Raw genomic sequence first — 24,943 nt, 5'->3', positions numbered from 1 at the left:
AGCCCCCCATGCCCCACCGGGCTTGGGGTGTCTAGGATTCGGGGCGCGCTTGCTCCCTTGGCCCGGTGGCCTATCCTCCTTGGGATGACCCGAGCCCCTGCCATTCTGATCATGCAGCCCCATCTGGCTCCGCTGACCACTTTGCTGGAAGGGTCATTCACGGTTCATCGGTTCTGGGAAGGGCCGCCGGTCGAGGCGGCGACGGAAATCGGGGCCCTGGTGGTGGCGGGCGAATATCCACTGGACAAGGCGCTGATCGATCGGCTGCCGAACCTGAAACTGATCGCCTGCTTCACCTCGGGCTACGACGGGATCGATGTGGGCTGGTGCCGGGCGCGCGGCCTTGCGGTGACCCATGCGCCGGGCGTCAATCACGAGGACGTCGCAGACCATGCCCTCGGCCTGATCCTCGCGTCACGACGGATGATTGTCTCGGGCGATGCCCAGGTCCGTTCCGGTGCCTGGACCGCAGAAACCCGCACCATCACCCCATCCTTGAAGGATCAACGGCTCGGCATCATCGGACTGGGCGCGATCGGGGAGGCGGTGGCGCGCCGGGCCGAGACCTTCCGAATGTCGGTGGCCTGGTGGGGACCGCGTGAAAAACCCGCAGCCTGGCCCCGCGCCGAAAGCCTGATCGCCCTGGCACGTGACAGCGATATTCTGGTGCTGGCCTGCAAGGCGGACGAATCCAACCGAGGCCTGGTCTCGGCAGAGGTGATGGATGCGCTGGGGCCTCAGGGCCTGCTGGTCAATGTCGCGCGCGGTCAGCTGGTGGATGAAGACGCCTTGATTGCGGCCCTCAAGTCCGGGCGTCTGGGCCACGCGGCGCTGGATGTATTCGAGGTCGAGCCGACGCCGGCGGCTCGGTGGTCCGGCGTGCCCAACCTGATCCTGACGCCACACACGGGCGGGGCGACGACGGCGGGAGTTCAGGGGATGCTGATGCTGTTGTTTCAGAACCTGGAGGCGGCGTTCGCGGACCAACCCCTGGTGACGCCGGTGGCGGACTGACCCTAGTTTCGCCCTCTCGTTCGATTCAGAGTGCCGACCATGACTGCATCGCCTGAAACCCTGCGCCTCGAGTGCGTGCCCCTGACCCCCTCCCCTCCACCCTTGGTGCCGGGCCGACCCGACCGTGAGTGGATGGACGCCTTTGCCGCGCGTCACCCCTATCGCTGTCTTCCGCTCAGCATGGCCAATACGACCGGCTGGGAAATCCTGTGCCCCTTCGGCTTCACCGCGACCTGGGACGGCGGCCTGGGCACGGAGGCCATCACCTTTCAGCCCGATGAGGGAGCGGAATACTTCGACCACTTTGCCGCCTCTCATTTCAGCCACGGCATCGTGACCTTCCATGTCGGGTGGATGTTTCGGACGCCGCCGGGCTGGGCCCTGAAGGCGTCGGGTCCGCCGAACCGTCCCAAGCACGGGATCGCCGCCCTGGACGGTCTCATCGAGACCGATTGGCTGCCCTATCCCTTCACGATGAACTGGGCCTTCACCGCGCCTGGCACGGTTCGGTTCGAAAAGGGTGAGGTCTTCTGTTTCATTACCCCCGTCGAACACATGCGGCTGGAGCAGTTCGAGCCCGTGCGCCTGACCCTGGATCAGGATCCCGTGCTGGCCGGGCAGTATGAAGCGTGGAAAACGGTCCGGACCGACTTCAACAGCCGGATCGCCGGCGGCGACCCAGACGCTGTCCGACAGGCCTGGCAAAGATTCTATTTCCGGGGAGAGTATCCCGAGATCGCTCAGGTGGAGGGTCGCCCCGCCGAGCACGTCAACAAACGCCGCCTGATGCCGCTGCGGGACGCTGCCCCAACCGCTCCTGCCGGCGAGGTCGTTCCGCTCAACTTCAAGACCTGGTCAGCGCAGGCTGCGGCAAAAGCTTCCGAGGAGTGATCGCAGGCGCGCTCAGTCCTCGGGGTCGCCGCGGTCGGGGCGTTCGTCGGCGCTGATGATGCCATCACCATTGGCGTCCATTCGGCGGAACATCGTCTCGGTCCCCGACCGCATTTCGGCCCGTGTGATGCGCCCGTCGCCGTTCGCGTCAGCCCGCTCCAGCAAGCGCAGACCGCGACCGTCCGCAACAGACTGGCGTTCGGCCGCCTCGATCACCTGATCGCCATCGGCGTCGAAGCGGTCAAAGATACGGTCGGAGCGCTCGTGCATGTCCGACAGGCTGCTGGATCGCAGAGCGCGCGGACGCTCTGGAGCGATCGCCGCGTTACCGCTCTGGATATCGACCGGTGGCGGGTTCGCCCGATCAGGGCGAGAGCGGGGACGCGTGGCATTGTTCGGCTCGGACGCAGCGGGACCGATTGCAGGCTCATCGGCTTCCACAGGCGCCCCGGCGGCCTGTTCAGCCAGGGTCGGCGCGGCATCTACCGCCGCCGGTTCGACCGGATCCGCCTGTTCTTCCTGCGACCGGCCGCAGGCGACAAGAACCAGTCCTGAAACCGCCACTGCGGTCAGGGCCGGAGCCAGTTTCAGACGATGTTTCATGGCAGTCTCCTGGAACAGGCCGCATGGTGCGTCATGTCCAACGCGGGTCAAGCCGACTTCCTGCGCGACCGCGGAACCACCGGCGGAATTTTCTTGGACAATCATATAAGGATATCTTTATATGATTGCATGTCCTTGAGTGCCGACCGAACCATTGAGGCCCTGCGTGCCGCAGGCGAAGCGACCCGTCTGCGGGTGCTTTCGCTGTTGGCGGGCGAGGAGCTGTCGGTGATGGAGCTGTCCCGCATCCTGGGTCAAAGCCAGCCGCGCGTGTCGCGCCATCTGAAGCTGATGACCGACGCCGGACTGATCGAACGGTTTCCCGACGGCGCACGCGTCTTCTATCGCCATGCCGCCGACGCCACGGCGCGTCGGTTGATCGACACCGTTCTGGACCTGCTGGACGACGCCGAGGGCGAGCAGGATCACAAGCGCCTGGATGAGGTCCGGCGCGAGCGCGACGTGGCGGCCGCCGCCTATTTCGAACAGGTCGCGCCCCAATGGGATCGGATCCGCTCGCTTTATGTCTCGGAGAGCGCGGTCGAGGCGGCGATTGATCGGGCGGCCGGGCCTGGCCCGTTTCAGCGGGTCGTCGACCTGGGCACCGGCTCGGGCCGCATGCTGACCCTGATCGGCGCGCGCGCGCGCATGGCGGTCGGTCTGGATCTGAGCCAGAACATGCTGAACATCGCCCGCGCCAATGTCAGCCGCGCGGGGCTGGACAAGGTCGAACTGCGCCACGGCGACATCTTCGCCACCCGCCTGCCGCCGGCCAGTGCCGATCTGGTGATCGTGCATCAGGTCCTGCACTACCTGGCTGATCCGGCCGCTGCCGTGGCCGAGGCGGCCCGTCTTGTCATGCCGGGCGGGCGTCTTCTGATCATCGATTTCGCCCCACACGAGATGGAGCGGCTGAGGGACGAACATCAGCATCGCCGGCTGGGTTTCGCCGATGCGGAGATGGGACGCTGGCTGGTCGATGCCGGACTGACACCCTGTGCCCCCATCGCCCTGCCACCCGATACCGACGGACTGACCGTCTCCATCTGGACCGCCGAGCGGACCGCCCAATCAAACAGGAACGCCGCCTGATGGTCGCCCCCGCAGCCACCCCCACGTCCGCCCCAGCGCCCACCCTGGCGGATGCCCGTGCCCTGTTGCTGTCGCCGCTGGGCCCCGTCGCAAGGGCCGGCGACAACGCCAATCCGGTGCGCGTGTCATTCGAGTTCTTTCCACCCAAGTCGGAAGAGGCCGAGGCCAATCTCTGGAAGGCTGTGCGCCGCCTGGAACCGCTGAACCCCGCCTTTGTCTCGGTGACCTATGGCGCGGGCGGCTCGACCCGTGAGCGCACCCACCGCACCGTCACCCGGATGCTGGCCGAGACGACGTTGAAGCCCGCCGCCCACCTGACCTGCGTCGAGGCCAGCCGCGACGAGGTCGACGAGGTCATTCGCGACTACAAGGCCGCAGGCGTGAACCATATCGTCGCCCTGCGCGGTGATCCGCCGGGCGGTTCGGGCATCGGCGGGGTCTATCGGCCTCGTCCAGACGGTTATGCCAACGCCACCGAACTGGCCCAGGCCATCCAGAGGATCGGCGGGTTCCAGACCACGGTCGGGGTCTACCCGGAGAAACATCCCGAGAGCCCGTCGATCGAGCACGACATCGATGTGCTGAAGGCCAAGGTCGATGCTGGCGCCACGCGCGCGGTCAGCCAGTTCTTCTTCGACATCGATGCCTTTCTGCGGTTCCGCGACCGCATCCGGGCGGCGGGCGTAACCATCCCGCTGATCCCCGGCATCATGCCGGTATCCAATTTCGGAGCCTTGCAGCGGATGAGCGCGGCGTGCGGCGCGGCCGTGCCCGGCTGGCTGGCCGCCCATTTCGATGGCCTGGACGACGACCCTGAGACCCGCAAACTGCTGGCCGCCTCCATCGCCGCCGAGACCTGCGCCCGTCTGCAGGAAGAAGGCTTTGCCGACTTCCATTTCTACACTCTGAACCGCGCTGACCTCGTCTATGCGATCTGCCGGGTGCTGGGCGTTCGGGAAACGGCGGTGGCCGCATGACCCGCCAGGACCGCATCGCCGCCCTGCACGCCGCCGCCAAGAAACGCATCCTGGTCCTTGATGGATCGTGGGGCGTCATGATCCAGCGGCGCGAGCTGTCGGAGGAGGATTTCCGGGGCGACCGCTTCACCGCCCACAACGGCCAGATGAAGGGCAATAACGACATCCTGTGCATCACCCGCCCGGACGTCATCGCCGATCTGCACGACCAGTATTTCGCCGCCGGGGCCGATATCAGCGAGACCAACACCTTCTCGGCCACGGTCATCGCCCAGGACGACTATCAGCTCGATGCCCAGTCGGTGTGGGACATCAATCTGGAGGGGGCTAAGCTGGCCCGCGCCGCCGCCGACCGCTGGACCGAGAAGGAACCGCACAAGCCCCGCTTCGCCGCCGGCTCGATCGGGCCGCTGAACAAGATGCTGTCGATGTCGTCGGACGTGAACGATCCCGGCGCGCGGCTGGTGACCTTTGATCAGGTCTATGACGCCTATCGCCATCAGGTGAAGGCGCTGAACGAAGGCGGCGTGCACCTCTATCTGATAGAGACCATCACCGACACGCTGAACTGCAAGGCTGCGATCAAGGCCATCAAGGACCTCGAGGACGAGGGGCTGGAGCCCCTGCCGATCTGGATCTCGGGCACCATCACCGACCGGTCGGGCCGGACCCTGTCAGGCCAGACCGCCGAGGCCTTCTGGAACAGCGTGCGCCACGCCAAACCGTTCGCCGTCGGCTTCAACTGCGCGCTGGGGGCCGACCTAATGCGGCCCTTCATTGCCGAGCTGTCGCGCGTCGCCGACACTCTGGTCGCCGCCTATCCCAACGCCGGCCTGCCCAACGCCATGGGCCAGTACGACGAGGAACCGCACGAAACCGCCCACTTCATCGAGGAATGGGCGGCGTCGGGTCTGGTCAACATCGTCGGCGGCTGCTGCGGCACGACGCCGGACCACATCCGGCACACGGCCGAGGCGGTGTCCAAACTGCCGACGCGTGAGATTCCGGAGCGGCCGGTGGCCATGCGGCTGAGCGGGCTGGAACCGTTCGAGCTGGTGGCGTGATGGGCACCTGGGGACTGGCCGCATTCGAGAACGACGACGCAGGGGACTTTCTCTACGAGATTGAGGAAGCGGGAAGTTGGGTGCCTGCCGTGCAAGCCATGCAGAAGGTCATCCTGACGTTCGGCTATCTGGAGGCGCCCGAAAGCCAAAGGGGCCTGGCAGCTGCGACCCTCGTTGCGGCTGCTCGCTCACGCTCTGAAGTAACCGTCAGCGAAGACGCAGCCGCCTTACTTGATATGTTGCCGCCTCCGCCGCCGCTGTCCGCCTGGTTGGCAAAGCGCACCATAGGCAGGGTTTTGAATCGCTCTGAACTCCAGGAGCTCTGGGCCGAAGGCTCCGAACTCGAAGACTGGCGAACTGAAACGCGCAAAGCGCTGAAGGCCCTATAATGCGTCCCACCTTCATCAACGTCGGCGAGCGGACCAACGTCACCGGCTCGGCCAAATTCAAGAAGCTGATCGTGGACGGCGACTATACCGCCGCCTTGGCCGTCGCCCGGCAACAGGTCGAGGCCGGGGCCCAGATCATCGACATCAACATGGACGAAGGCCTGCTGGATTCGCAGCAGGCCATGATCACCTTCCTCAACCTGATCGCGGCCGAGCCCGACATCGCCCGCGTGCCGGTGATGATCGACTCTTCCAAATGGGAGGTGATCGAGGCGGGACTGAAATGCGTTCAGGGCAAGCCGATCGTGAATTCGATCAGCATGAAGGAAGGCGAGGACGCCTTCCGCGCCCAGGCGGTGAAATGCCTGCGCTATGGCGCCGCCGTGGTGGTCATGGCCTTTGACGAGGTCGGACAAGCCGACACGGCCGCCCGCAAGATCGAGATCTGCACCCGCGCCTATCGCATCCTCGTCGACGAGGTCGGTTTCCCGCCTGAGGACATCATCTTCGACCCCAACATCTTCGCCGTGGCGACGGGGATCGAGGAGCACGACAACTATGCTGTCGACTTCATCGAGGCGACGAAGGTCATCAAGGCCACCCTGCCCTACGCCCGCGTTTCGGGCGGGGTGTCGAACGTCAGCTTCAGCTTCCGCGGCAATGAGCCGGTGCGCCGGGCGATCCACAGCGTGTTCCTGTATCATGCCATCCAGGCGGGCATGGACATGGGCATCGTCAATGCTGGCGACCTGCCCGTCTATGACGACATCGACCCGACCCTGCGCGAGGCCGTCGAGGATGTGATCCTAAACCGGCCGCAGCGGACCAATGTCTCCAACACCGAGCGGCTCGTCGACATTGCCCCCAACTACAAGGGCGACAAGGGCGTCGCGCGCGTCGTCGATCTGAAATGGCGGGACCAGCCGGTCGCAAAGCGGATCGAACACGCCCTGGTCCACGGCATTACCGAGTTCATCGACGCCGACACCGAGGAGGCCCGCCTGGCGTTCGACCGGCCGCTGCACGTCATCGAGGGCCCCTTGATGGACGGGATGAATGTGGTCGGCGACCTGTTCGGCTCGGGCAAGATGTTCCTGCCGCAGGTCGTGAAATCGGCCCGCGTGATGAAGCAGGCCGTGGCCTGGCTGGAACCCTTCATGGAGGCCGAAAAGGCCGGCAAGCCACGCGAGCAGGCGGGCCGCATCCTGATGGCCACGGTCAAGGGCGACGTCCACGACATCGGCAAGAACATCGTCGGCGTCGTGCTGCAATGTAACAACTATGAGGTCATCGACCTGGGCGTCATGGTGCCGGCCGACCGCATCCTGGACGAGGCCAAGGCTCACAATGTCGACATCATCGGCCTGTCCGGCCTGATCACACCGAGCCTGGACGAGATGGTGTTCGTCGCGCGCGAGATGGAGCGGCGCGGTTTCGACATTCCCCTTCTGATCGGCGGGGCCACGACCAGCCGCACTCACACGGCCGTCAAGATCGAGCCAGCCTATCAGCGAGGTTCGACCACCTATGTGGTGGATGCCAGCCGGGCTGTCGGCGTGGTATCGGGCCTGTTGTCCAAGAGCGACCGGGCCAAGAACGAGGCCCTGACCCGCGACGAATACATCCGCATTCGTGAACAGTATGCGCGAGGCCAGGAGGTCAAGGCGCGCACCAGCATCGCCAAGGCCCGCGAAAACCGCTTTGCCATCGACTGGTCGGCCCCGCGCCCTGCCGCGCCCTCCTTCATCGGGGTGCGGGCGTTCGACGCCTGGGACCTTGGCGATCTGGCCGATCACATCGACTGGACGCCCTTCTTCGCCTCATGGGAGTTGATCGGACGCTATCCGCAGATCCTGGACGACGAGATCGTGGGCACGGCGGCCCAGGACCTGTTCCGCGACGCCCAGGTGATGCTGAAGCAGATCATCGACGAGAAGTGGTTCACCGCGCGCGGCGTCGTCGGCTTCTGGCCCGCCAATGCCGATAAGGACGACATCATCGTCTTCGCCGATGAGACGCGGACCACCGAGATCGCCCGCTTCCACACCCTGCGCCAGCAGATCGCCAAGTCGAACGGCAAGCCCAACTCGGCCCTGTCTGACTTCATCGCCCCCGAAGGATCGGACTATATCGGGGCCTTCGCCGTGACCACGGGCCATGGCGAGTTGGAAGTCTCCAAACGCTTCAAGGACGCCGGCGACGACTATTCGGCTATCATGGCCTCGGCCCTGGCCGACCGCCTGGCCGAAGCCTTTGCCGAAGCCATGCACAAAAAGGTCCGCACAGAGCTGTGGGGCTATGCGCCGGACGAGGCGACCACCACCGACGACCTGATCGCCGAGAAATATCAGGGCATCCGCCCTGCCCCCGGCTATCCGGCCCAGCCCGACCACACTGAAAAGGGGACGCTGTTCCGCCTGCTTCAGGCTGAGACCAATGCCGGTATGGCGCTGACAGAATCCTTTGCCATGAGCCCGCCCGCCTCGGTGTCTGGCCTATATTTCGGCCATCCCGCCAGCCACTATTTCGGCGTCGGCAAGATCGACCGGGACCAGGTCGAGGACTATGCCCGGCGCAAGGGCTGGGACCTGGAAACCGCCGAACGCTGGCTGGCTCCGATCCTCAACTATGAGCCGGGCGTCGCAGCTCGCGAAAGCGCGGCATGATGGACTTTTTTCGGGCTTTGCCTGCATGGAGCATGCAGCTCGTCTTCGCTGGGATCTGCATCGCTATTCTCGGCGCTGTTGGTGTCATCTGGAAGCGAGTCTCTCCACGCGCAGGACCCGGAGAGGTCCGCGCAGCGCCAACGGTTATCGGCAGCGCTATGTTGGCAATTTTTTGCGGATTACTCGTCGGCTGGCTGGGCACCGTGCAGCGCGAGTGGGAAGGCGATTCGCCGGAAGGCTGGCTCAGCTTCGCACTCATCTGTCTCGGTCTCGGCGCAACCATTCTATGGTTTCAGCGGGGGGCCATCATCACCTACGACGACCACGGCGTGACCCCTCGGGGTCAGGAGCGAAGACCGTGGAACACACTTCGGGTCCGCGAAGCGACTATGGGCCCTGGATTGGTCATTAAATTCCGCGACCGAAGACCATTGGGATTGGCTGCAGGATCGGATGGGCTCGAGCCTTTCCTTATCAAGGCATTCGAGTTGAATGTGCCGGGGACAGAAACACTCGTGAGGCGTCCTCCTTCGGATACCGAAGCCTGACCCCTATTCCAGCCCGACTTCTGCAGGAGTGGCCGGCGGGGTGGTGATGTTCTCGCGGATGCGGCGAGCGGCGTGTTCGCACCGACCGGGCAGGCCGAAGAACAGGCCGAAGGCCTCGCTGCGGACGCCCTCTTCGGTCTGGGCCAGGATCGGCTCCCATTTCGCAGCCGCCTCTGCAGCCGCGGCATCGGCCGCGGCGCGGGTCTGGGCCGACTGACGCGGCGCGGCGGCATCCAGGGCAGAGCGGAAATCCTGCGCTTCCAGCCGTCCGAGCCGCACGATCTCCAGATCCAGCGGATCAGCGTTCGTCAGGCTTTCGCCGACCGCGACATGACCCAGGACCAAGGCTTCACACCAGGCGACCAAAGGATAGTCGGCACTGGGTGCCCCTCGCGGCAGATCATTGCCATAGGCGACGGCTTCTCGCAGGCGCAGGGCATCGGCCGTTTCTCCCACAGGCCGGGTCGCCATCACCTCATCCTGTGCCTCCACAGCACGCGGAGCGGTCGCAACCGGCTGGTCCTGGGGCATCGGCGAGGTTTGGAGCAGAAGGAGGCTGGCAAGAACGCTGGCAATCATGGTGGTGGCTGTTTCGAATGGCGACCGCAGAGGCCGGGACGGTAGGCAACGCGTGAAGGCGGCCGATGGTTTTTCTACGGCATCGCTTGGCCAAAGAAAAAGGCGGCGGACCCAAAGATCCGCCGCCCTCAGTCAAACAGCTCGGTCGCGTCTTAGTATTTGAGGCGCGCACCGAAGAAGAAGTACCGGCCGTTCACGTCATAGGCGTTCGGGTCGGTGTTGCCGTCCGGCGAGTTGTCGAACACCGGGGGCTCTTCGTCCAGCAGGTTACGGATGCCCGCGAACACTTCCATGTTCTCGGTCGCCTGCCACGTGCCGCTCACGTCGTGGTACCAGTAGGAGTCGATGCCGCTGTACCCGCCGTCCTGGAAGTCAGGGATGTTGCCCTGGTTGTCCAGCTCGTCGATGAACGTGCCGGAGTAGGCCACACGCACCGGGCCAACATCGTAACCCAGCGAGATATTGGCTTTCCACTCAGGCAGGGTGGCGCTGATGTTATAGGCACCAGCCGTGCCAGCGTACTCGATACCGTCCAGCTCGTAGCTGTCCAGGTAGGTCAGGTTGACAGCGATATCCAGCTGTTCGCCCCACATGCCACCGGCCCACGGCACATCCCAACCATAGCGGGTCGAGAAGTCCACGCCGCTGGTTTCCAGAGCCGAGACGTTACCCAGGGGCGCGCGCGCCTTCAGGTTGCCGGCCGCATCGCGGAAGATCAGCGGCAGGCCGATACCCGCGTTGTTGCACTCGGCAATGGAGGACACAGGAGCCGGGGTCGTGGCCGAAGCCGCCGCACCCGCCGCGAAGCAGGCACCGACGATGCCGGAGACGCCGCCGCTGATCGTGCCGATGTAATCCTCGACTTCGATCTTGTAGTAGTCCAGCGACATCGACAGGCCGTCGACGAAGGTGGGCTGCCACACGGCACCAATGGTGACGGTGTCCGACTTCTCTTCGCTCAGGTCCGGGTTACCGAAGAAGAACGACTCGGTCTGGGTGTTCTGAGCCACGAAGCCGGCGGTAACCGGGTCGAAGCCCAGCTGCGAACGGCAGAAGTTGCGGACACCGGTCGACAGGGTGCGCGCGGCGCCCGTGCCGGGGTTGACGGTGGTGCAGGGGTCCAGAACGGCCGGGAAGCCCTGGTCGTTGGCCTGGAACAGTTCGAACACGTTCGGAGCACGGCTGGCGCGCTGGTACAGGGCACGCAGGCGAACCGAATCGACCGGCTCCCACGAACCACCGAACTTGTACGACCAGACCTGACCGACGGTGTCGTAGTCGGACAGACGGGCACCCAGTTCCAGTTCCAGCGACTTGGCGAAGGGCGCGTCCCGCAGCAGCGGCACGGCGGCTTCGATATAGGCTTCGGTCGAGGCCGAGCTGCCCGAGACGGCACGTTCGGCGTTGAAGCCGTAGATGTCGCCCGCGTTCTTGGCATCGTCCGGCGTGTAGGACAGGGTGTCCTCACGATATTCGACACCCGCAGCGATGCCCAGCGGACCGGCCGGCAGTTCCATGACCGTGCCGGTCAGGTTCAGCTGGACGTTCTGGCGTTCAAAGACGCTGCGATCCGTGAAGTTCAGGCGCACGAAGGCGGCGGCCTGAGGCGTGATCGTGCCACGGCCGAACAGGTTGATCGGCACGCAGGTCGGGAACAGCGCCTGCACCGAGGGGGCGCAGGTCGTCGCCGTGCCGCCACCGGCCAGAGCAGCCGCCAGGCGCGAGCGCGAGACGTCGTTCAGGATGGAGGTGGTGAGCTCAGTGCGGCCGTAGCTGTAGAAGCCTTCCAGTTCCCAGCCGCTGCCCAGATCGGCACGGAGGCCCGTGTTGATCTGATAGACATCGGTGTTGTTCATCTGGATCCGGGCTCCGACTTCCGACATGCGGCGATCGAAGTTCAGCGGAGCGGTCGGGTTCGGGCGCGAGTTGGCATAGGCCAGCAGGGCCGGATAGTTCTGCACGAAGAAGTTCGTGTACGGGATGCTGATCCCGGTCGCCGGGGTCGGGGCCAGCTGCGAGTTGTTGCGGCTGTCCGTGTAGAAGACTTCGGCAAACGCTTCGACGTTATCGGTGACGTCATAGTGACCCATCAGCGCCAGGTTGAAGCGCTCCGACGGCGACTGCAGCAGGTTGACAGTCGAGAAGTCATAACGGTCGCTGGTCGGCGACAGGCTGAAGTCGTTGCTGAACGGACCGGGGACTCCCGTCGTGCGGAACGAACGGCGGCAGGGGTTGGCCGTCGGACAGCCGGCGGCGGTGTAGGGGTTCAGGGCCAGGTTGTTCAGGCCGCCGTATTCGCCGGTGCCGGAACCGCCAGCGGCGCTGGGGAAGGACCACGGACGGTCGGAGTTGGGGAAGAAGCCGTCCCGGTCCGAATAGCCAACGTAGCCGGTCACGTTGCCGCGGTCGTCGGCGAAGTTCGAACCGAACGTCAGCGAGGCATTGAACTGCTCGCCGTCACCGAAGCGCGAGATGCCGTACTGGGTGTCCAGGCCGAAACCTTCGTAGTCGCGCTTGAAGATGAAGTTGACCACGCCCGCCAGGGCGTCAGAGCCGTACACGGCCGAGGCACCACCGGTGACCACTTCCACGCGCTCGATCAGCGCGGCAGGAATGCTGTTCAGGTCGACGGCATTGCTCTTGTCGTACGGAATGAAGCGGTGACCGTTGACCAGCACCAGGGTGCGGCTTGCGCCCAGGCCGCGCAGGTCGACCGTCGCCGAACCGTTCGACGGGTTGTTGGAGTTGGCGGACAGGCCGGGAACGACCTGCGGCAGCTGGTTCAGGATCTGCTCGACGTTGACGTCGCCGCGGGCCTGAATCTGTTCGGACGACACGGTCGAGATCGGGCTGTTGGCCACATAGTCCTGACGCGCGATGCGCGTGCCGGTGACGACCAGATCATCGACATTCGTCGCGCCCGGGTCCTGCGCCATGGCCGGCGCAGCGAACGCCAGCGCCGAAGCCCCTGCGATGATCGTCGTCGCCAGCAAGCGGCGGCGGCTCTGTTGGAGTTTCAAAGGTAGTCTCCCCTCTTAGTGCCGCAGGACAGTAAATGTCCGGTCTTCGGCACCTCGTTTGCGTTGACATCGATCGTCGGAGGTAATCCAGCGACTGCCGATGGCGGGAGTTAGTCACCGACTCGCGCAATAGGCTAGGAAAATACATCGCTGTCACGATCCGGTAGCAAACTGTCGTATTCATGACACGATATGGTCAGGCTTGGCTTGAGCGTCGATCAGAAAAGGCCGGCAAACTCAACTGACGCAGACGCGCACGGAAAATCTATAAATGTTTAATCTAATCAATATATTGGCCGTCGCGCTTGCCACCGCGTCAAGCGATGCGCCTCTGGTGACTGGGCACCAGGAAGACCCACGGCAAACCGTGCCCGAAGTTGTGACCGAATTGGGACGCTGCCGTGGCCTCGCCGATCCGAACCAGCGTCTGGCATGCCTGGACGCGGCGTCCTCAGCACTCGACCAGGCGCTACGCAGCGGTCAAATCCTCATTGTCGATCGCAGCCAGGCTCAGGAGGCCCAACGTCAGGCGTTCGGCACCGCCGAGGCTGACGACAGACAAAACCTCATCGCGGCGGAAGCCCCGGTGCAGGCGATCGAGACCAAGCTGGTCGAGGCAACCCTGGGGAGCGACGGGCGCTGGCGCTTCGTGCTGGAAGACGGAAGCGTGTGGCGTCAGATCGATACCGACCGCGTCAGCATCCGCAACCGCGCCGGAGAACCCGTTCGCATCCGTAGAGCGGCGCTCGGCAGCTATCTGCTGGTCGTGGGGCGCAGCGGGGCCATCCGCGTCCGTCGTCAGTGAAGTTCACCGCCGCTCAGCGCTCGATCATGACGCGCGTGGCATAGGGCACAGGTTCGGGCGTGCAGGAGGCGGCTGCCAGTTGCGCCGCCATGAGACACAGCAATGCCGCCGCGACGGGCATGAGCCGGTTTGATACAGTCAATGCGATGGATAGGGCCAAGACTCACGCTCCAGGGAGGATTTACGTCTTGTTAAGGCAAGGGCCGCGCCGCGATCGCTCAAGGACAGGCCGATGATCCCTTTCGTGCGAACCCTGGATTTTGCCTATGGCCGTTGCGATCGGGTCTCGCCGCTGATCCGCAGGGTGGTGGCGAACAATCCTGGGCCCTTCACCTTCACCGGAACCGGGACCTATCTGATCGGGCGCGACGGGCCGGGAGCCGATGTGGCGGTGATCGACCCCGGCCCGCCGGACGACGATCACCTGAACGCGCTGCTGCGGGCAGTCGAGGGTCAGACGGTGACGCATGTTCTAGTCACCCACACGCACCGCGATCACGCGCCGCTGGCACGTCCTTTTGCCCAGGCGACCGGCGCGGTCGTTCTGGCCGCCCGGCCACCGGTTCGGCAGATCCACGCCTCCATAGGTCTGGACGAGGAGGACGACGACGATTTCGTGCCCGATCGCATCCTGCACGACGGCGAGCGCATTGAGGGCGACGGCTGGACCCTGGAGACCCTGGCCACGCCGGGTCACGCCTCCAACCATCTGGCCTTTGCCCTGATCGAGGAGAACGCCCTGTTCTGCGGCGACCATGTCATGGGCTGGTCGACGACCGTGGTGGCCCCGCCCGACGGCGACATGGTCGATTACATGGCCAGTCTGGACGCGGTCCTGGCCCGAGGATTCGATACCCTGTGGCCGACGCATGGCGCACCCATCACCGACCCCCGCCCCTTTCTGGAAGCCTATCGGGATCATCGCCTGGAGCGAGAACGTCAGGTCCTCGCCAGACTGGCCGCTGGCGACCGCCAGATCGCAGAGATGGTGCCGGTGCTCTATGCGGCCGTTGATCGGCGTTTATGGCCGGCGGCCAGTCTGTCCGTGCATGCGCATCTGCTGTCCCTGGTCCGGCGCGGCATCGTCGCCGCCCAGCCCGAACCGTCGCTTCAGGCTGTCTATCGGATTGTCTGAGCCGGTCTCGCAGGTCGCCTGGACCGTCGCCCATTCCTGAGCGGTCAGGGCGGGAGCCCCTGTCCGTTCGGCGGCCCTGGCAGCCTTGGCCCGCCGCGTGGAGTCCGGGTGGGTCGAAAGAAATTCAGTGGCAGACGTCAGGGCCTGATCGCCCTCCTCCTGTTCGCCGCCAAGACGCCAGAAAAAGCTGGCCATGCCGCGCGACGAGAGGCCCAGGTCATGCAGCAGTTGCTGGCCCCGCGCGTCGGCCTCGCTTTCGGCATCGCGGCCATAGCGCAGATCGGTGGCCTGGCCCGCCAGAATCACCGCCTGCTGGCCCGCGCCCGTGCCTCCACCGACGACCGCATCCAGCAGCAGGCCGACGCCCAGGCTGCGCCACACCGCCTGCATGACGTGGCGCTTTTCGATGTGGGCCACCTCATGGGCCACCACGGCGGCCAGCTCGTCAGGGCTCTTGGCATCGCGGATCAGGTCGTCGGTGATCAGGATCGGGCCGCCAGGCAGGGCGAAGGCATTCAGCATCGGCGCCTGGACCGCGCGCACCCTCACGTCGAAGGGGGTATCGGCCTGGGCGGCGATACGATCGCCCAGGGCCGCTAGAATCGCCTGTCCCTCTTCGCCCGCGCATTCAGGGAAGATCGCCCCCATCTGGCCATCGAAATTCTGGCCCATCCGCTGTTCGAAGGACACCGGCGTGGCGCGGGCCATCGGTCCGGACAGAGCCGGCACACCCACGAACACAAAGGCGGCGACCGAGACGGCAAAAGCCGTCAGACCCATGACCAGCCGGACCTCTCGTCCCCTTCCCCGGCGCTCTACGACGGTGCCTTGCGCGCCACTGAGGCGGGTCCAGTCGTCCACGGCCATCACCAGGCGCGCGTCGCGGTCGGTGCGGTGCGACAGGCGAGCCTCGCCACCCTGTCGAACGACGCTCAAGCCGGCCAGCGGCCAGACATGGGTCGTGCCGTCCACAGCGATGGTCAGCGATTGGTCGACGATCTCGACCGTTGCGGAACGGACCCTGGCACTGCGCCCATCGAGGAAACGAGCGTCCATGTCAGATCAGGGAGAAGCCGAAGGCATCGGCCAGCCCCTCGCCGGAGCCGGGCCCGGTGCCAGTCTGTTGCGCCTCATCCAGGCGGGCCGTGCCAGCCGAGGTCAGACGCTCGATCATGTATTTCGCCGTCCGGGCCTGAACCCACGGCATCAGAAAGCCCAGGGTGAACAGGATGGCCGCCAGGTTCGACACCGTCAGCCACCACAGCGAAATGGCCTTGACGTTCAGCTTGAACCCCGCGCTATCGATGGTCACTCCGGCCGCGATCGAACGCAGCATGGCCGCCTGGTAGGGAGCCCAGATCAGCAGCACCAGCGGCGACACCACGAGGATGGCCAGATAGGTCAGGACGACCTGCGCGATCTCCATCGATTGCGGCGACGGCGCCGGACCCGCAGAGGCAACTTGCGGTGCTGAAACGCTGCCAGTGAAGTAGGCGATGGCGAAGAGCGCCGCGAAGAGGCCGAGATACGGAAGCGCGGACAGGAACCAGCCGACGGCGTAGGCCCCATAGACCCCCTCCTTCTCGGCCCGCTCCATCCGGAACCGGACCCGGCGATTCCCGAACCGGACCTCGTCCCACAGCGATTCCGCCAGGTTGCGTTCCGCCGTCGGCCAGTACCAGCCCATGGTGATGCCGCTGAGAAACAAGGCCCCAATATATTTGAAGCCATAGGCGGTGGCCGATCCCCCCAGGCGGAACCGGACGCCGCGCCATGTTGTGCGGCTGGCCATGTATCGAAAGGCTGTGAAGACGCCAAAGCCCCACAGCCAGAACATGAAGAAATAGAGAGGCAGGATCAGCAGAGCTGCCGCGAGCGGGCCCATGAACTGGGCCCCAAACACGACCAGCAGGAACGGTAGGCCCAACACCAGCAGGGCCAGCAGGAAGCCGACGAACAGCTCGATTCCGCGCCCGGTGTATTCAAAGGCGTCGCCATTCAGGCGGACCCCCTGCCACACGCGGCGGCGCACCTCGGTCTTTCCCCAAAAGCGCCAGAGGGTCAGGGTCACGATGTTCAGCAGGCCGTTCTTCAGGCTGAGGCCGAGGAAGCTGGAGGGCTTGAGCGTGCTGTCAAAGGTCAGGGTCTGGCCGGGCTCATCAACGCCTGACAACGAGCCGAGACTGTCCTGGACGGGATCATAAGCAACCGGCTTGTCGGCTGTCGGCTCCCCCTGGCCTGTCGTCGTATCGCTCATCGGATCCCCCATCCCTGACGACAGGGGTATTGACCCTAGCTCAAACGTGCAAGGCCAAGCCCGTCAGGACGTCAGGTTGCGGACGACCGTGGCCAGCAGGCGACAGGCCTGATCGCCCTGGGCGCGATCATCGCGGGCCGTGATGCGGACATCCGTCCGACCGGGGCGGATACGGATGGCGGCATCGTGGGTCAGGCCGAAGGCGGAGCCGACGCGGGTCCCCTCGGCGCGGAACGGCGCGGCACCTATGACCCTGAACCCTGCGGCACGCAGCGCGTCGGCCGCCACTTCGGGCGTCACCTGAGTGGGGGCGAACGCCACGCCATCACACGTGGCGGCCACGCCGGGTTGCGCCGCCCCTGCAGCCGTCCGGCGGTCCTGGATCAAGCGCGAGAACCCGGGGACTTCGGCGGTATCCGTGGTCACATCGTTCGGCGCCGCCACCTGCATGCGCGCCCCCTGGATCAGATAGCCGCCCAGGGCGCCCGCCGCGATCAGCACCGTCACGGCGGCAAGAACGCCGCGTCGCCGCAAATCGCGCAGCGCCAAGACCACAGAGATCAGTCCGGCCATTACCCCCGCAAGGGCCAGGAACCGCCCGATGCGAAAGGTCAGCAGGTCCAGGCCGATCTCAGGGGACCACAGCCCGACGCCGGTTCCCATCGCCGCGACCACTACTGTCAGCGGGGCCAGCACGACGAGGGCCAGCAGCCACAGCATCGACTTCAAACCGCCCCCGCCGTTTCGGCGCTGCGGCCCGGTGCCGCCGCTCACCCGCCCTGTGCTCCGCCGTCGATGAAGCTCTTGAGCCGCTCGCGGACCAGCTTCTTGTCGATCTTGCCCGTCGCGCCCAGCGGGATGTCGTCCACGAAGACGACGTCATCGGGCATCCACCATTTGGCGATCTTGCCTTCCAGGAAGGCCAGATGCTCCTGCTTGTCCTCGGTCTCGCCAGGCTTCAGCTTGATCACCAGCAGGGGACGTTCGTCCCATTTGGGATGGTGCATGCCGATGACCGCAGCCAGTTCGACCTTGGGGTGACCCACAGCGATATTCTCGATCTCGATCGAGCTGATCCATTCCCCGCCGGACTTGATCACGTCCTTGGCCCGGTCGGTGATCTGCATGAAGCCGTGCTCGTCGATGGTCGAGACGTCCCCGGTGTCGAAATAACCTTCGTTATCCAGGATTTCCCCGCCGTCGCCCTTGAAATAGGCCCCCGCAATGGTGGGGCCCCGAACCATCAGGCGGCCATAGGTGGTGCCGTCGTGCGGCATGTCCTGGCCAGCGTAGTTCTTGAGTTTCAGCTCGACGCCCAGCGGCGGCATGCCCTGTTTGATGCGCCACTTCATCTGCTGGTCGTACGGCAGGGCAGCCAGTTCCGGTGTCAGGTTGGACAGGGTCCCGATCGGCGAGGTCTCGGTCATGCCCCAGCCCTGCAGCACTTCGATGTCGAACTCGTCGTTGAAGGCCCGGATCAGGCTCTCGGGCACGGCCGAGCCCCCGATGAGGACCCGCTTGACGGTCGGAATTTTCAGCTTGTGCTCGCGCAGGTGAGCCAGCAGCCCCTGCCAGACGGTCGGCACGGCGGCCGAGAAGGTCACGCCCTCGGCTTCGATCAGTTCATAGATCGCCGCCCCGTCCATGCGCGCGCCCGGCATGACCAGTTTCGATCCCGCCGCCGGTCCCGCAAAGGCAATGCCCCAGGCGTTGGCGTGGAACATCGGCACCACGGGCAGGATGACCTCCTTGGGCGACGGGCCCAGGACCGTCGACTGCATGCCCAGCAGCGTATGAATGAAGTTCGACCGGTGCGAGTACAGCACGCCCTTCGGATTGCCGGTCGTGCCGGAGGTGTAGCACAGGCCGCAGGCCGTCTTTTCGTCAAACCCGCCCCAGGTCACGTCCTCGGACGCCTCGGCCAGCACCAGCTCGTAGCATTCAGCCTTGGGCAGCTTGGTCGCCGGCATATGCCATTCGTCGGTCAGGACCACGACCCGCTCGACGCTGGGACAGTGCGGCAGTACGGCTTCCAACAGGGGAAGGAAGGTCATGTCGACGAAGATGATCCGGTCTTCGGCGTGATTGATGATGTAGGCCAGTTGCTCGGGAAACAGGCGCGGGTTCAGGGTGTGGCACACCGCCCCGATACCCATGATCCCGTACCAGACCTCCATGTGGCGGCCGGTGTTCCAGGCCAGGGTGGCGATCCGGTCGCCGGTCTTGACGCCCCAGCCCTGCAGGGCGCTCGACACCCGTTTGGCGCGAGCGTGAAGATCGGCATAGCTGATCCGTACGATGGGTCCTTCGACCGAACGGGTCACGACCTCGCGGTGCGGATGCCAGTTCTTCGCGTGGTCCAGGATTTTGTCGACCGTCAGCGGCCAGTCCTGCATCAATCCCTGCATGGTGTTCCTCATTTGCCCGGCTGAACGCGGTGCTTGTGATCAAGCTATCGACCTGACCAACGATAAGCAATGTGACGCAGGGTCAGGAAAGCCCGTCCGCGCGGGCTTTTGATGGTCCAAAGTTTCATTTGCGGCTACAGGCCGGCCATGACCGTTCTGATCGCCATCACCGGAGGCTCTGGCTCCGGCAAGAGCACCCTCGCCGAGGCTATCGTCTCGGCCTTGCCGGCTGGGACTGCCGTCCTGCTGCGCGAGGACTCCTATTATCGCGACGCCGCAGCCCTGCCCGATTTTGATGCCGCGACGTTCGATTTCGACGATGTCGCCGCGCGCGATCATGAGCGGCTGATGGCTGATCTGAAGGCTCTGAAAGACGGTCAGGCCATCGTGGCCCCGATCTATTCCTTCATTCATCACGGTCGCGAACCGGGAGGCGAGCCCGTGGCGGCTGCACCGGTCGTGATTGTCGAGGGCACCCACCTGCTGTGCACGCCCGGCCTGGTGACCCTGTTCGACATCCGCGTCTTCGTCGATACCCCGCCAGACATCCGGTTCATCCGTCGGCTGCTGCGGGATCAGGCCGAGCGCGGGCGCACCGCAGCCTCCGTCGTCGCCCAATATCTGGGCACGGTACGACCGGGACACGAGCGGCTGACGGAACCTTCGAAGGTCCACGCCGACTTCATCGTGGCCGATGCGACGGCCGCTGTGCGCCTAGAGGACCCTCAAGCCGTGATCCGCCTGGCCGCCCCGGTCATGGCACATCCCCTGCTGGCCCAGCACGTTCAGACCTGACGACGCTAGGTGAACGGGGGTTTGGCTCTTGCGATGCATGAGCAGACGCGGCACGATCCAGGCCTCTTCCCGCATCTTGCTGAATCGCTTCGCACTTATGTCTGTCCAGGACGTCCGCCCGCCCCATCAGGACACGCGCCGTGACGCGGTGCTGCACCACGCCCGCCGCTACTTCATGAGCGAAGGTTATGCCGCGACGCGCATGGAGCCGATCGCACGCGAAGCCGGCGTCTCAACCGCCACACTGTACGGCTACTTCCCCGGCAAGGCCGAACTGTTCAAGGCGGTGATCGAGGACGCTGCCAACGACTTCGCCGCCCAGATGGATTTCGTGCGTTCGCAGCAGGGCAGCGCCCGTGTTCAGCTGACCAGTTTCCTGACCGCCTATGCCCGGTTCATGAGCGATCCGTTCGTGCGTTCGGTCTTCCGGCTCGTGATGGCTGAACGGCCCCGCTTCAAAAGCGTGGCCATGAGCTTTTTCGAACGAGGACGAGACTTCTTCGGGGCCAGTCTGATGGGGGTGATCCAGACCATGATCGATCGCGGCGAGATCGCCTGCGAAAAGCCGTCCTGGGCGGCCGGTCAGCTGATGGGCATGGTCGAACACCCGGTCTTCTTCGTGCCCCTGGTCACGGGCGAAGAGGTCCGCACCCGGCGAACGGTGGACCAGATCGCCGCCGATGCGGTCGAAACCTTCCTCGCCCGCTACGGCACCTGACCCATCAGGGCCAGAGCCGGGTCCGGATCCAGGCCGGTCCTGCGCGGTCGAACCGCAGCCGGTCGTGCAGGCGGAACGGGCGATCCCGCCAGAACTCCACGCTGTCCGGCACCACCCGCCAGCCGGTCCAATGTTCCGGACGCGGGACGTCCTGCCCGTCGAATCGCTCAGTCTCACGCGCAACCGCCGCCTCTAGCGCCGCGCGGCTGTCCAGCGGTCGCGACTGATCCGAGGCCCAGGCCCCGATGCGGCTTTCGCGCGCGCGGCTGGCAAAATAGGCGTCGGCCTCCTCCGCCGTGACGGGTTCGATCCGGCCCCGTACCCTCACCTGTCGGCGCAGCGACTTCCAGTGGAACAGCAGGGCCGCCGCCGGATGTCCGGCCAGCTGCCCGCCCTTGGCGCTCTCGCGGTTGGAATAGAAGGTGAAGCCGCGGGCATCGACGTCCTTCAGCAGCACCATCCGGCTGTCGGGCAGGCCCGATGCATCGACGGTCGACAGCGCCATGGCGTTGGAATCGTTGGGCTCTGTCCCCTTGGCCTGAGCCAGCCATTCCACGAACAGACCGATCGGTTCGTCCCGCTCGAAGATCGTCTCGTCCCCGTTGGCGGCCAGGGCGGCGGCATAATCGCGGGCGTATTCCTCACGCGAGGGCGAGGCGGGAATGGCGGCGTTTGTCATCCCGCCGCTATAGCCTGCAAAGCCCCGCCCGTCAGGTGCGTCAAAGCGTGGCTTAGCCGCCGGTCCGCTCGCGCAGCGACTGTTCCTGGGCGGACAGTTCCGGGGTCATATTGTCGAAATCCTCAAAGGTGACGACCGGGCGGACCTCGACTTCTCCGTGCAGTTTGTCGGTGTCGGGGATGCGGACGGCCCAGGCCATGGCTTCGTCCATGTCCTTCACCTCCCAGATCCAGAAGCCGGCGATCAGTTCCTTGGTCTCGGCAAAGGGGCCGTCATAGACGATCGGCTTGTCCCGCCCGCCGAACACAACCCGCTTGCCCTTGGACGAAGGCTGCAGACCCTCGCCCGAGATCATGATGCCGGCCGCAACCAGTTCTTCGTTGAAGGCCATCATCTCGGCCATCAGGGCCTCGCTCGGCTGGACTCCCTGTTCAATGGCTTCAGTGCCTTTCATCATCACCATAACGCGCACGCGAATGTCTCCATGGTCTGCAGTGTTTCGAACCTGCGGTCAGCCGCCTGTCAGGGGTACGTCGAACGGCCCGTGCGAGCACCGACATGACTTAAGGCGATTTTTAGCTCAGTGCGATTCGTACGGTTAACCCGGTCTTGACCATGATGGCGGCCTAAGTGCCGGATGCGCGCTAGGTCCACATCCGACGTTTCCTCGATCCATCAGGCCTATGCCTTGCTGGGCCTGACCGGTCCGGCCGATGCGGAGGTCGTTACAGCGGCCTTTCGGACCACCATCAAGGCCGCCCGGCCCGATGTCGCGGGCGGGGATGCCGAGCGCTTTCGTCAGACCATTGCCGCATGGCGGCTGATCCAGAGCCAGGCCGTGCCCCTGGCTCTGTCGCCGCCGGTCCAGGCGCCCCCTGCCCCGCCCGTTGTGAGCATTACGCCGGCACAGGCACTGGCCGGAGGCCTGTCGCGGGTCCGTCTTGCCGGTCGCGATCTGCGGATCCGCGTTCCGGCCGGCGTCCGCACCGGTGAGCACCTGCGCTTGAAAGCCGCCGGAGCGTCCGGCGAGGACCTCTTTCTGCCTGTCGTTATTCGGCCGGCCGATGGAATGCATGCGATCGGGGACGATCTGCACATGCGCTGGCCCGTTTCGCATCGCCTTGTCGCTGATGGCGGACGACTGGAGATCGACACCCATGCCGGGGTTCGTTCTGCATGGATCGTGGCGGACCAGCTCCTTTGCCTGCGTTTGAAGAACCTGGGCCTTCCGGCGCGTGGACGACACCCGCAAGGACATCTGTTCGTCACGCTGGAACCTCGCGACGACGCCCCGTCGGTGGCAGAGGATATGCTGGCGCGCTTCACCCGTGTCTGGACGCCGGACCGCCTGGCCGCGTAAGCGTCACGGGTCATGTCCCACAACACCTTCGGCCATCTGTTTCGTGTCACCACCTGGGGCGAGAGCCACGGCCCGGCGATCGGCTGCGTCATCGACGGCTGCCCGCCGCGCCTTCCCCTGACCGAGGCGGATCTGCAGCCCTGGCTGGACCGCAGAAAGCCCGGCGGCAGCCGGTTCGTAACCCAGCGGAACGAGAGCGACACCGCCCGCATCCTGTCGGGCGTGTTCGACGACGGTGACGGCCCGGTCACCACCGGCACTCCCATCGCCATCGAGATCCAGAACGAGGACACGCGCTCAAAGGACTATGGCGAGATCGCGCGGGCCTATCGCCCCGGTCATGCCGACCTGACCTATCAGACCAAATACGGCGTGCGGGATCATCGCGGTGGTGGCCGTTCCTCGGCGCGCGAGACCGCCATGCGCGTCGCCGCCGGGGCCGTCGCCCGAAAGGTCCTGGGCGAAGCCATCTCGATCCGCGCCGGGGTGGTGCAACTGGGTCCGCACCGGATCGCGCCCGAGGCCGTGGATTTCGCCGCCGTCTATGACAACCCCCTGTTCGCGGCCTCGGTCGAGGTCGTGCCGGCCTGGGAGGCGTATCTGGACGGCGTGCGCAAGGCCGGGTCCTCGATCGGCGCTGTCGTGGCGCTCGAGATTACCGGCGTGCCCGCCGGATGGGGCAGCCCGCTCTATGCCAAGCTGGATGCCGAAATGGCCGCCGCCCTGATGTCCATCAATGCGGTCAAGGGCATCGAGATCGGCGCGGGCTTTGCCTCTGCCGCCCTGTCGGGCGAGGACAATGCCGACGAGATGCGGATGGGGCCCGACGGCCAGATCGTCTTCGGCTCCAACCATGCCGGCGGCATCCTGGGCGGCATTTCGACGGGCCAGCCGATCACGGCGAACGTGGCGTTCAAGCCCACCTCCTCCATCCTGACCCCGCGCCAGACCGTCAACCGCGATGGCCTCGACGTGGATCTGCGGACCAAGGGCCGTCACGACCCCTGCGTAGCGCTGCGCGGCGTGCCGGTCGTGGAAGCCATGGCCGCCTGCGTTCTAGCCGACGCGATGTTGAGGCATAGGGCACAAAACCCCTAAGCCACTTCCGCCACTGCAACTGTTACCTATATAGACGTCAGCGAGGTTGATAACCCTCGGATTCCGGGAGCTTCCCCATGATCGACGTTCGACCCTTTTCCTCACTCGGCGGCGCGGACCACGGCTGGCTGAAGGCCAGGCACCATTTCTCGTTCGCCAACTATTACGACCCCAACCGTATGAGCTGGGGTCGGTTGCGCGTCTGGAACGATGACGAAATCGCCGCCAAGTCCGGCTTTCCGCCCCATCCGCACAACGACATGGAAATCATCACCTATGTCCGGACCGGGGCGATCACCCATCAGGACTCCATGGGCAACCAGGGCCGCACCGCCGCGGGCGACGTCCAGGTGATGAGTGCGGGCACGGGCGTGCGCCACTCCGAGTTCAATCTGGAAGACGAAACCACCACCCTGTTCCAGATCTGGATCGAGGCGGACAAGCGCGGAGCCCAGCCCAGTTGGGGGGCCAAGACCTTTCCCAAGAGCGACCGTTCCGGCCAGTTCTCGGTGATGGCCTCGGGTGATCCCGACGACGGGGCCCTGACCATCAATGCCGACGCCAAGGTGCTGGCGGCCACGCTGACCGCGGGTGAAAGCCTGACCTATGCCCTGGGGTCCGGTCGCCGGGCCTATCTGGTGCCGGCGGTCGGTGCGGTTCAGGTCAATGGCACGACCCTGAACGCCCGCGATGGCGCGGCCATCCGCGACGAGGCCGAAATCGTCATCACCGCCACGGCCGATGCCGAGCTGGTGATGGTCGACAGCCTGTAAGGACGACGACAACGGCGGGCGATCACGCTGTGGCCGCCCGCTCAGTCTCTGTTCATCCTTTCGCGGTTAACC

At 65.4% G+C, this 24,943-nt stretch carries 24 protein-coding genes; 15 read left to right on the top strand and 9 right to left on the bottom strand.

The features are described from left to right. Positions 1-84 precede the first annotated feature (84 nt). Positions 85-1,014, top strand: coding sequence for a 2-hydroxyacid dehydrogenase (locus tag JIP62_RS00760; RefSeq protein ID WP_201103073.1), 930 nt, complete (start codon positions 85-87; stop codon positions 1,012-1,014). Between the two features lie 39 nt (positions 1,015-1,053). Further along, complete coding sequence (locus tag JIP62_RS00755; RefSeq protein WP_201103072.1) at positions 1,054-1,905, top strand: DUF6065 family protein; 852 nt, start codon at positions 1,054-1,056, stop codon at positions 1,903-1,905. Positions 1,906-1,917: 12 nt separating this feature from the next. Here the strand turns inward: JIP62_RS00755 and JIP62_RS00750 are convergent, their stop codons facing one another. Further along, the gene (locus JIP62_RS00750) at positions 1,918-2,508 is read right to left on the bottom strand and encodes an EF-hand domain-containing protein (RefSeq protein WP_201103071.1); all 591 of its coding nucleotides are present in this window, start codon (positions 2,506-2,508) and stop codon (positions 1,918-1,920) included. Between the two features lie 129 nt (positions 2,509-2,637). Here JIP62_RS00750 and JIP62_RS00745 point away from each other — a divergent pair, with 129 nt between their 5' ends. Genes JIP62_RS00745 through JIP62_RS00720 form a run of 6 tightly spaced genes read left to right on the top strand, consistent with a single transcriptional unit; the run spans position 2,638 to position 9,244 of the window. After that, entirely contained in the window at positions 2,638-3,600 is a 963-nt protein-coding gene (locus JIP62_RS00745; protein ID WP_201103070.1) for an ArsR/SmtB family transcription factor, read from the top strand. After that, positions 3,600-4,577 carry a methylenetetrahydrofolate reductase [NAD(P)H] gene (metF, locus tag JIP62_RS00740; protein WP_230974802.1) on the top strand — a complete coding sequence of 326 codons (978 nt, stop codon included), beginning with the start codon at positions 3,600-3,602 and terminating at the stop codon, positions 4,575-4,577. Before JIP62_RS00745 ends, metF begins: the two co-directional genes overlap by 1 nt. Next, the gene (locus JIP62_RS00735; protein WP_201103069.1) at positions 4,574-5,641 is read left to right on the top strand and encodes a homocysteine S-methyltransferase family protein; all 1,068 of its coding nucleotides are present in this window, start codon (positions 4,574-4,576) and stop codon (positions 5,639-5,641) included. The genes metF and JIP62_RS00735 overlap by 4 nt, the downstream gene beginning before the upstream one ends. Further along, complete coding sequence (locus JIP62_RS00730) at positions 5,641-6,030, top strand: DUF4259 domain-containing protein (protein WP_201103068.1); 390 nt, start codon at positions 5,641-5,643, stop codon at positions 6,028-6,030. Before JIP62_RS00735 ends, JIP62_RS00730 begins: the two co-directional genes overlap by 1 nt. Continuing rightward, positions 6,030-8,696, top strand: a complete 2,667-nt coding sequence (metH, locus tag JIP62_RS00725) for a methionine synthase (RefSeq protein WP_201103067.1) — start codon at positions 6,030-6,032, stop codon at positions 8,694-8,696. Before JIP62_RS00730 ends, metH begins: the two co-directional genes overlap by 1 nt. After that, positions 8,693-9,244, top strand: a complete 552-nt coding sequence (locus JIP62_RS00720; protein WP_201103066.1) for a hypothetical protein — start codon at positions 8,693-8,695, stop codon at positions 9,242-9,244. The genes metH and JIP62_RS00720 overlap by 4 nt, the downstream gene beginning before the upstream one ends. A 3-nt stretch (positions 9,245-9,247) precedes the next feature. Here the strand turns inward: JIP62_RS00720 and JIP62_RS00715 are convergent, their stop codons facing one another. Then, positions 9,248-9,775, bottom strand: coding sequence for a hypothetical protein (locus JIP62_RS00715; protein WP_230974801.1), 528 nt, complete (start codon positions 9,773-9,775; stop codon positions 9,248-9,250). A 200-nt stretch (positions 9,776-9,975) separates the two neighbouring features. Continuing rightward, entirely contained in the window at positions 9,976-12,843 is a 2,868-nt protein-coding gene (locus JIP62_RS00710) for a TonB-dependent receptor plug domain-containing protein (protein ID WP_201103064.1), read from the bottom strand. Between the two features lie 271 nt (positions 12,844-13,114). Here JIP62_RS00710 and JIP62_RS00705 point away from each other — a divergent pair, with 271 nt between their 5' ends. Both JIP62_RS00705 and JIP62_RS00700 read left to right on the top strand, forming a co-directional pair. Continuing rightward, a complete protein-coding gene (locus JIP62_RS00705; RefSeq protein WP_201103063.1) occupies positions 13,115-13,648 on the top strand; it encodes a hypothetical protein in 534 nt (177 codons plus the stop codon). Between the two features lie 232 nt (positions 13,649-13,880). After that, the gene (locus JIP62_RS00700; RefSeq protein WP_201103062.1) at positions 13,881-14,783 is read left to right on the top strand and encodes an MBL fold metallo-hydrolase; all 903 of its coding nucleotides are present in this window, start codon (positions 13,881-13,883) and stop codon (positions 14,781-14,783) included. Here JIP62_RS00700 and JIP62_RS00695 read toward each other — a convergent pair. From JIP62_RS00695 to JIP62_RS00680, 4 genes are all read right to left on the bottom strand, one after another. Then, positions 14,670-15,839 carry a M48 family metallopeptidase gene (locus JIP62_RS00695; RefSeq protein ID WP_201103061.1) on the bottom strand — a complete coding sequence of 390 codons (1,170 nt, stop codon included), beginning with the start codon at positions 15,837-15,839 and terminating at the stop codon, positions 14,670-14,672. The two genes, JIP62_RS00700 and JIP62_RS00695, sit on opposite strands and share 114 nt — an antisense overlap. A 1-nt stretch (position 15,840) precedes the next feature. Beyond that, complete coding sequence (locus JIP62_RS00690) at positions 15,841-17,040, bottom strand: DUF898 family protein (protein WP_201103060.1); 1,200 nt, start codon at positions 17,038-17,040, stop codon at positions 15,841-15,843. A gap of 63 nt (positions 17,041-17,103) precedes the next feature. Continuing rightward, the gene (locus JIP62_RS00685) at positions 17,104-17,814 is read right to left on the bottom strand and encodes a DUF1499 domain-containing protein (RefSeq protein WP_201103059.1); all 711 of its coding nucleotides are present in this window, start codon (positions 17,812-17,814) and stop codon (positions 17,104-17,106) included. Next, a complete protein-coding gene (locus JIP62_RS00680; protein WP_201103058.1) occupies positions 17,811-19,448 on the bottom strand; it encodes a long-chain-fatty-acid--CoA ligase in 1,638 nt (545 codons plus the stop codon). Before JIP62_RS00680 ends, JIP62_RS00685 begins: the two co-directional genes overlap by 4 nt. Before the next feature lie 147 nt (positions 19,449-19,595). Between JIP62_RS00680 and udk the strand changes: the two genes are divergently transcribed. Further along, positions 19,596-20,243 carry a uridine kinase gene (gene udk / locus JIP62_RS00675; protein WP_201103057.1) on the top strand — a complete coding sequence of 216 codons (648 nt, stop codon included), beginning with the start codon at positions 19,596-19,598 and terminating at the stop codon, positions 20,241-20,243. A 37-nt stretch (positions 20,244-20,280) separates the two neighbouring features. Next, complete coding sequence (locus tag JIP62_RS00670; protein WP_230974799.1) at positions 20,281-20,961, top strand: TetR/AcrR family transcriptional regulator; 681 nt, start codon at positions 20,281-20,283, stop codon at positions 20,959-20,961. A 4-nt stretch (positions 20,962-20,965) separates the two neighbouring features. On the opposite strand, the gene pdxH is transcribed toward JIP62_RS00670, so the two are convergent. Next, on the bottom strand, positions 20,966-21,640 hold the full coding sequence (gene pdxH / locus JIP62_RS00665) for a pyridoxamine 5'-phosphate oxidase (RefSeq protein WP_201103056.1): 675 nt from the start codon (positions 21,638-21,640) through the stop codon (positions 20,966-20,968). A gap of 52 nt (positions 21,641-21,692) precedes the next feature. Beyond that, on the bottom strand, positions 21,693-22,103 hold the full coding sequence (locus JIP62_RS00660) for a YciI family protein (protein ID WP_201104441.1): 411 nt from the start codon (positions 22,101-22,103) through the stop codon (positions 21,693-21,695). 174 nt (positions 22,104-22,277) lie between these two features. On the opposite strand from JIP62_RS00660, the gene JIP62_RS00655 reads away from it, so the two are divergent. The 3 genes from JIP62_RS00655 (at position 22,278) to JIP62_RS00645 (ending at position 24,871) form a co-directional block, all read left to right on the top strand. Then, positions 22,278-23,000, top strand: a complete 723-nt coding sequence (locus tag JIP62_RS00655) for a DnaJ C-terminal domain-containing protein (RefSeq protein WP_201103055.1) — start codon at positions 22,278-22,280, stop codon at positions 22,998-23,000. 12 nt (positions 23,001-23,012) lie between these two features. Continuing rightward, positions 23,013-24,098, top strand: coding sequence for a chorismate synthase (gene aroC, locus JIP62_RS00650; RefSeq protein WP_201103054.1), 1,086 nt, complete (start codon positions 23,013-23,015; stop codon positions 24,096-24,098). Between the two features lie 77 nt (positions 24,099-24,175). After that, on the top strand, positions 24,176-24,871 hold the full coding sequence (locus JIP62_RS00645) for a pirin family protein (RefSeq protein WP_201103053.1): 696 nt from the start codon (positions 24,176-24,178) through the stop codon (positions 24,869-24,871). Positions 24,872-24,943: the final 72 nt, after the last annotated feature.

It is taken from the genome of Brevundimonas vitisensis (genome assembly GCF_016656965.1).
Lineage (GTDB): Bacteria > Pseudomonadota > Alphaproteobacteria > Caulobacterales > Caulobacteraceae > Brevundimonas > Brevundimonas vitisensis.
Note: the sequence above shows the minus strand (reverse complement) of the source record. Positions and strands in the feature narration are given on the sequence as shown.

Bases quoted from the DNA above. Each gene is read 5' to 3' on its own strand.
- JIP62_RS00760 (WP_201103073.1), top strand. From the start codon at position 85: ATGACCCGAGCCCCTGCCATTCTGATCATGCAGCCCCATCTGGCTCCG.
- JIP62_RS00735 (WP_201103069.1), top strand. From the start codon at position 4,574: ATGACCCGCCAGGACCGCATCGCCGCCCTGCACGCCGCCGCCAAGAAA.
- metH (WP_201103067.1), top strand. From the start codon at position 6,030: ATGCGTCCCACCTTCATCAACGTCGGCGAGCGGACCAACGTCACCGGC.
- JIP62_RS00690 (WP_201103060.1), bottom strand. From the start codon at position 17,040: ATGAGCGATACGACGACAGGCCAGGGGGAGCCGACAGCCGACAAGCCG.
- JIP62_RS00715 (WP_230974801.1), bottom strand. From the start codon at position 9,775: ATGCCCCAGGACCAGCCGGTTGCGACCGCTCCGCGTGCTGTGGAGGCA.
- JIP62_RS00755 (WP_201103072.1), top strand. From the start codon at position 1,054: ATGACTGCATCGCCTGAAACCCTGCGCCTCGAGTGCGTGCCCCTGACC.
- JIP62_RS00655 (WP_201103055.1), top strand. From the start codon at position 22,278: ATGCGCGCTAGGTCCACATCCGACGTTTCCTCGATCCATCAGGCCTAT.
- JIP62_RS00745 (WP_201103070.1), top strand. From the start codon at position 2,638: ATGTCCTTGAGTGCCGACCGAACCATTGAGGCCCTGCGTGCCGCAGGC.
- metF (WP_230974802.1), top strand. From the start codon at position 3,600: ATGGTCGCCCCCGCAGCCACCCCCACGTCCGCCCCAGCGCCCACCCTG.
- JIP62_RS00720 (WP_201103066.1), top strand. From the start codon at position 8,693: ATGATGGACTTTTTTCGGGCTTTGCCTGCATGGAGCATGCAGCTCGTC.
- JIP62_RS00645 (WP_201103053.1), top strand. From the start codon at position 24,176: ATGATCGACGTTCGACCCTTTTCCTCACTCGGCGGCGCGGACCACGGC.
- pdxH (WP_201103056.1), bottom strand. From the start codon at position 21,640: ATGACAAACGCCGCCATTCCCGCCTCGCCCTCGCGTGAGGAATACGCC.
- JIP62_RS00695 (WP_201103061.1), bottom strand. From the start codon at position 15,839: ATGGACGCTCGTTTCCTCGATGGGCGCAGTGCCAGGGTCCGTTCCGCA.
- JIP62_RS00670 (WP_230974799.1), top strand. From the start codon at position 20,281: ATGAGCAGACGCGGCACGATCCAGGCCTCTTCCCGCATCTTGCTGAAT.
- JIP62_RS00705 (WP_201103063.1), top strand. From the start codon at position 13,115: ATGTTTAATCTAATCAATATATTGGCCGTCGCGCTTGCCACCGCGTCA.
- JIP62_RS00680 (WP_201103058.1), bottom strand. From the start codon at position 19,448: ATGCAGGGATTGATGCAGGACTGGCCGCTGACGGTCGACAAAATCCTG.
- JIP62_RS00730 (WP_201103068.1), top strand. From the start codon at position 5,641: ATGGGCACCTGGGGACTGGCCGCATTCGAGAACGACGACGCAGGGGAC.
- JIP62_RS00660 (WP_201104441.1), bottom strand. From the start codon at position 22,103: ATGGTGATGATGAAAGGCACTGAAGCCATTGAACAGGGAGTCCAGCCG.
- JIP62_RS00750 (WP_201103071.1), bottom strand. From the start codon at position 2,508: ATGAAACATCGTCTGAAACTGGCTCCGGCCCTGACCGCAGTGGCGGTT.
- udk (WP_201103057.1), top strand. From the start codon at position 19,596: ATGACCGTTCTGATCGCCATCACCGGAGGCTCTGGCTCCGGCAAGAGC.
- aroC (WP_201103054.1), top strand. From the start codon at position 23,013: ATGTCCCACAACACCTTCGGCCATCTGTTTCGTGTCACCACCTGGGGC.
- JIP62_RS00700 (WP_201103062.1), top strand. From the start codon at position 13,881: ATGATCCCTTTCGTGCGAACCCTGGATTTTGCCTATGGCCGTTGCGAT.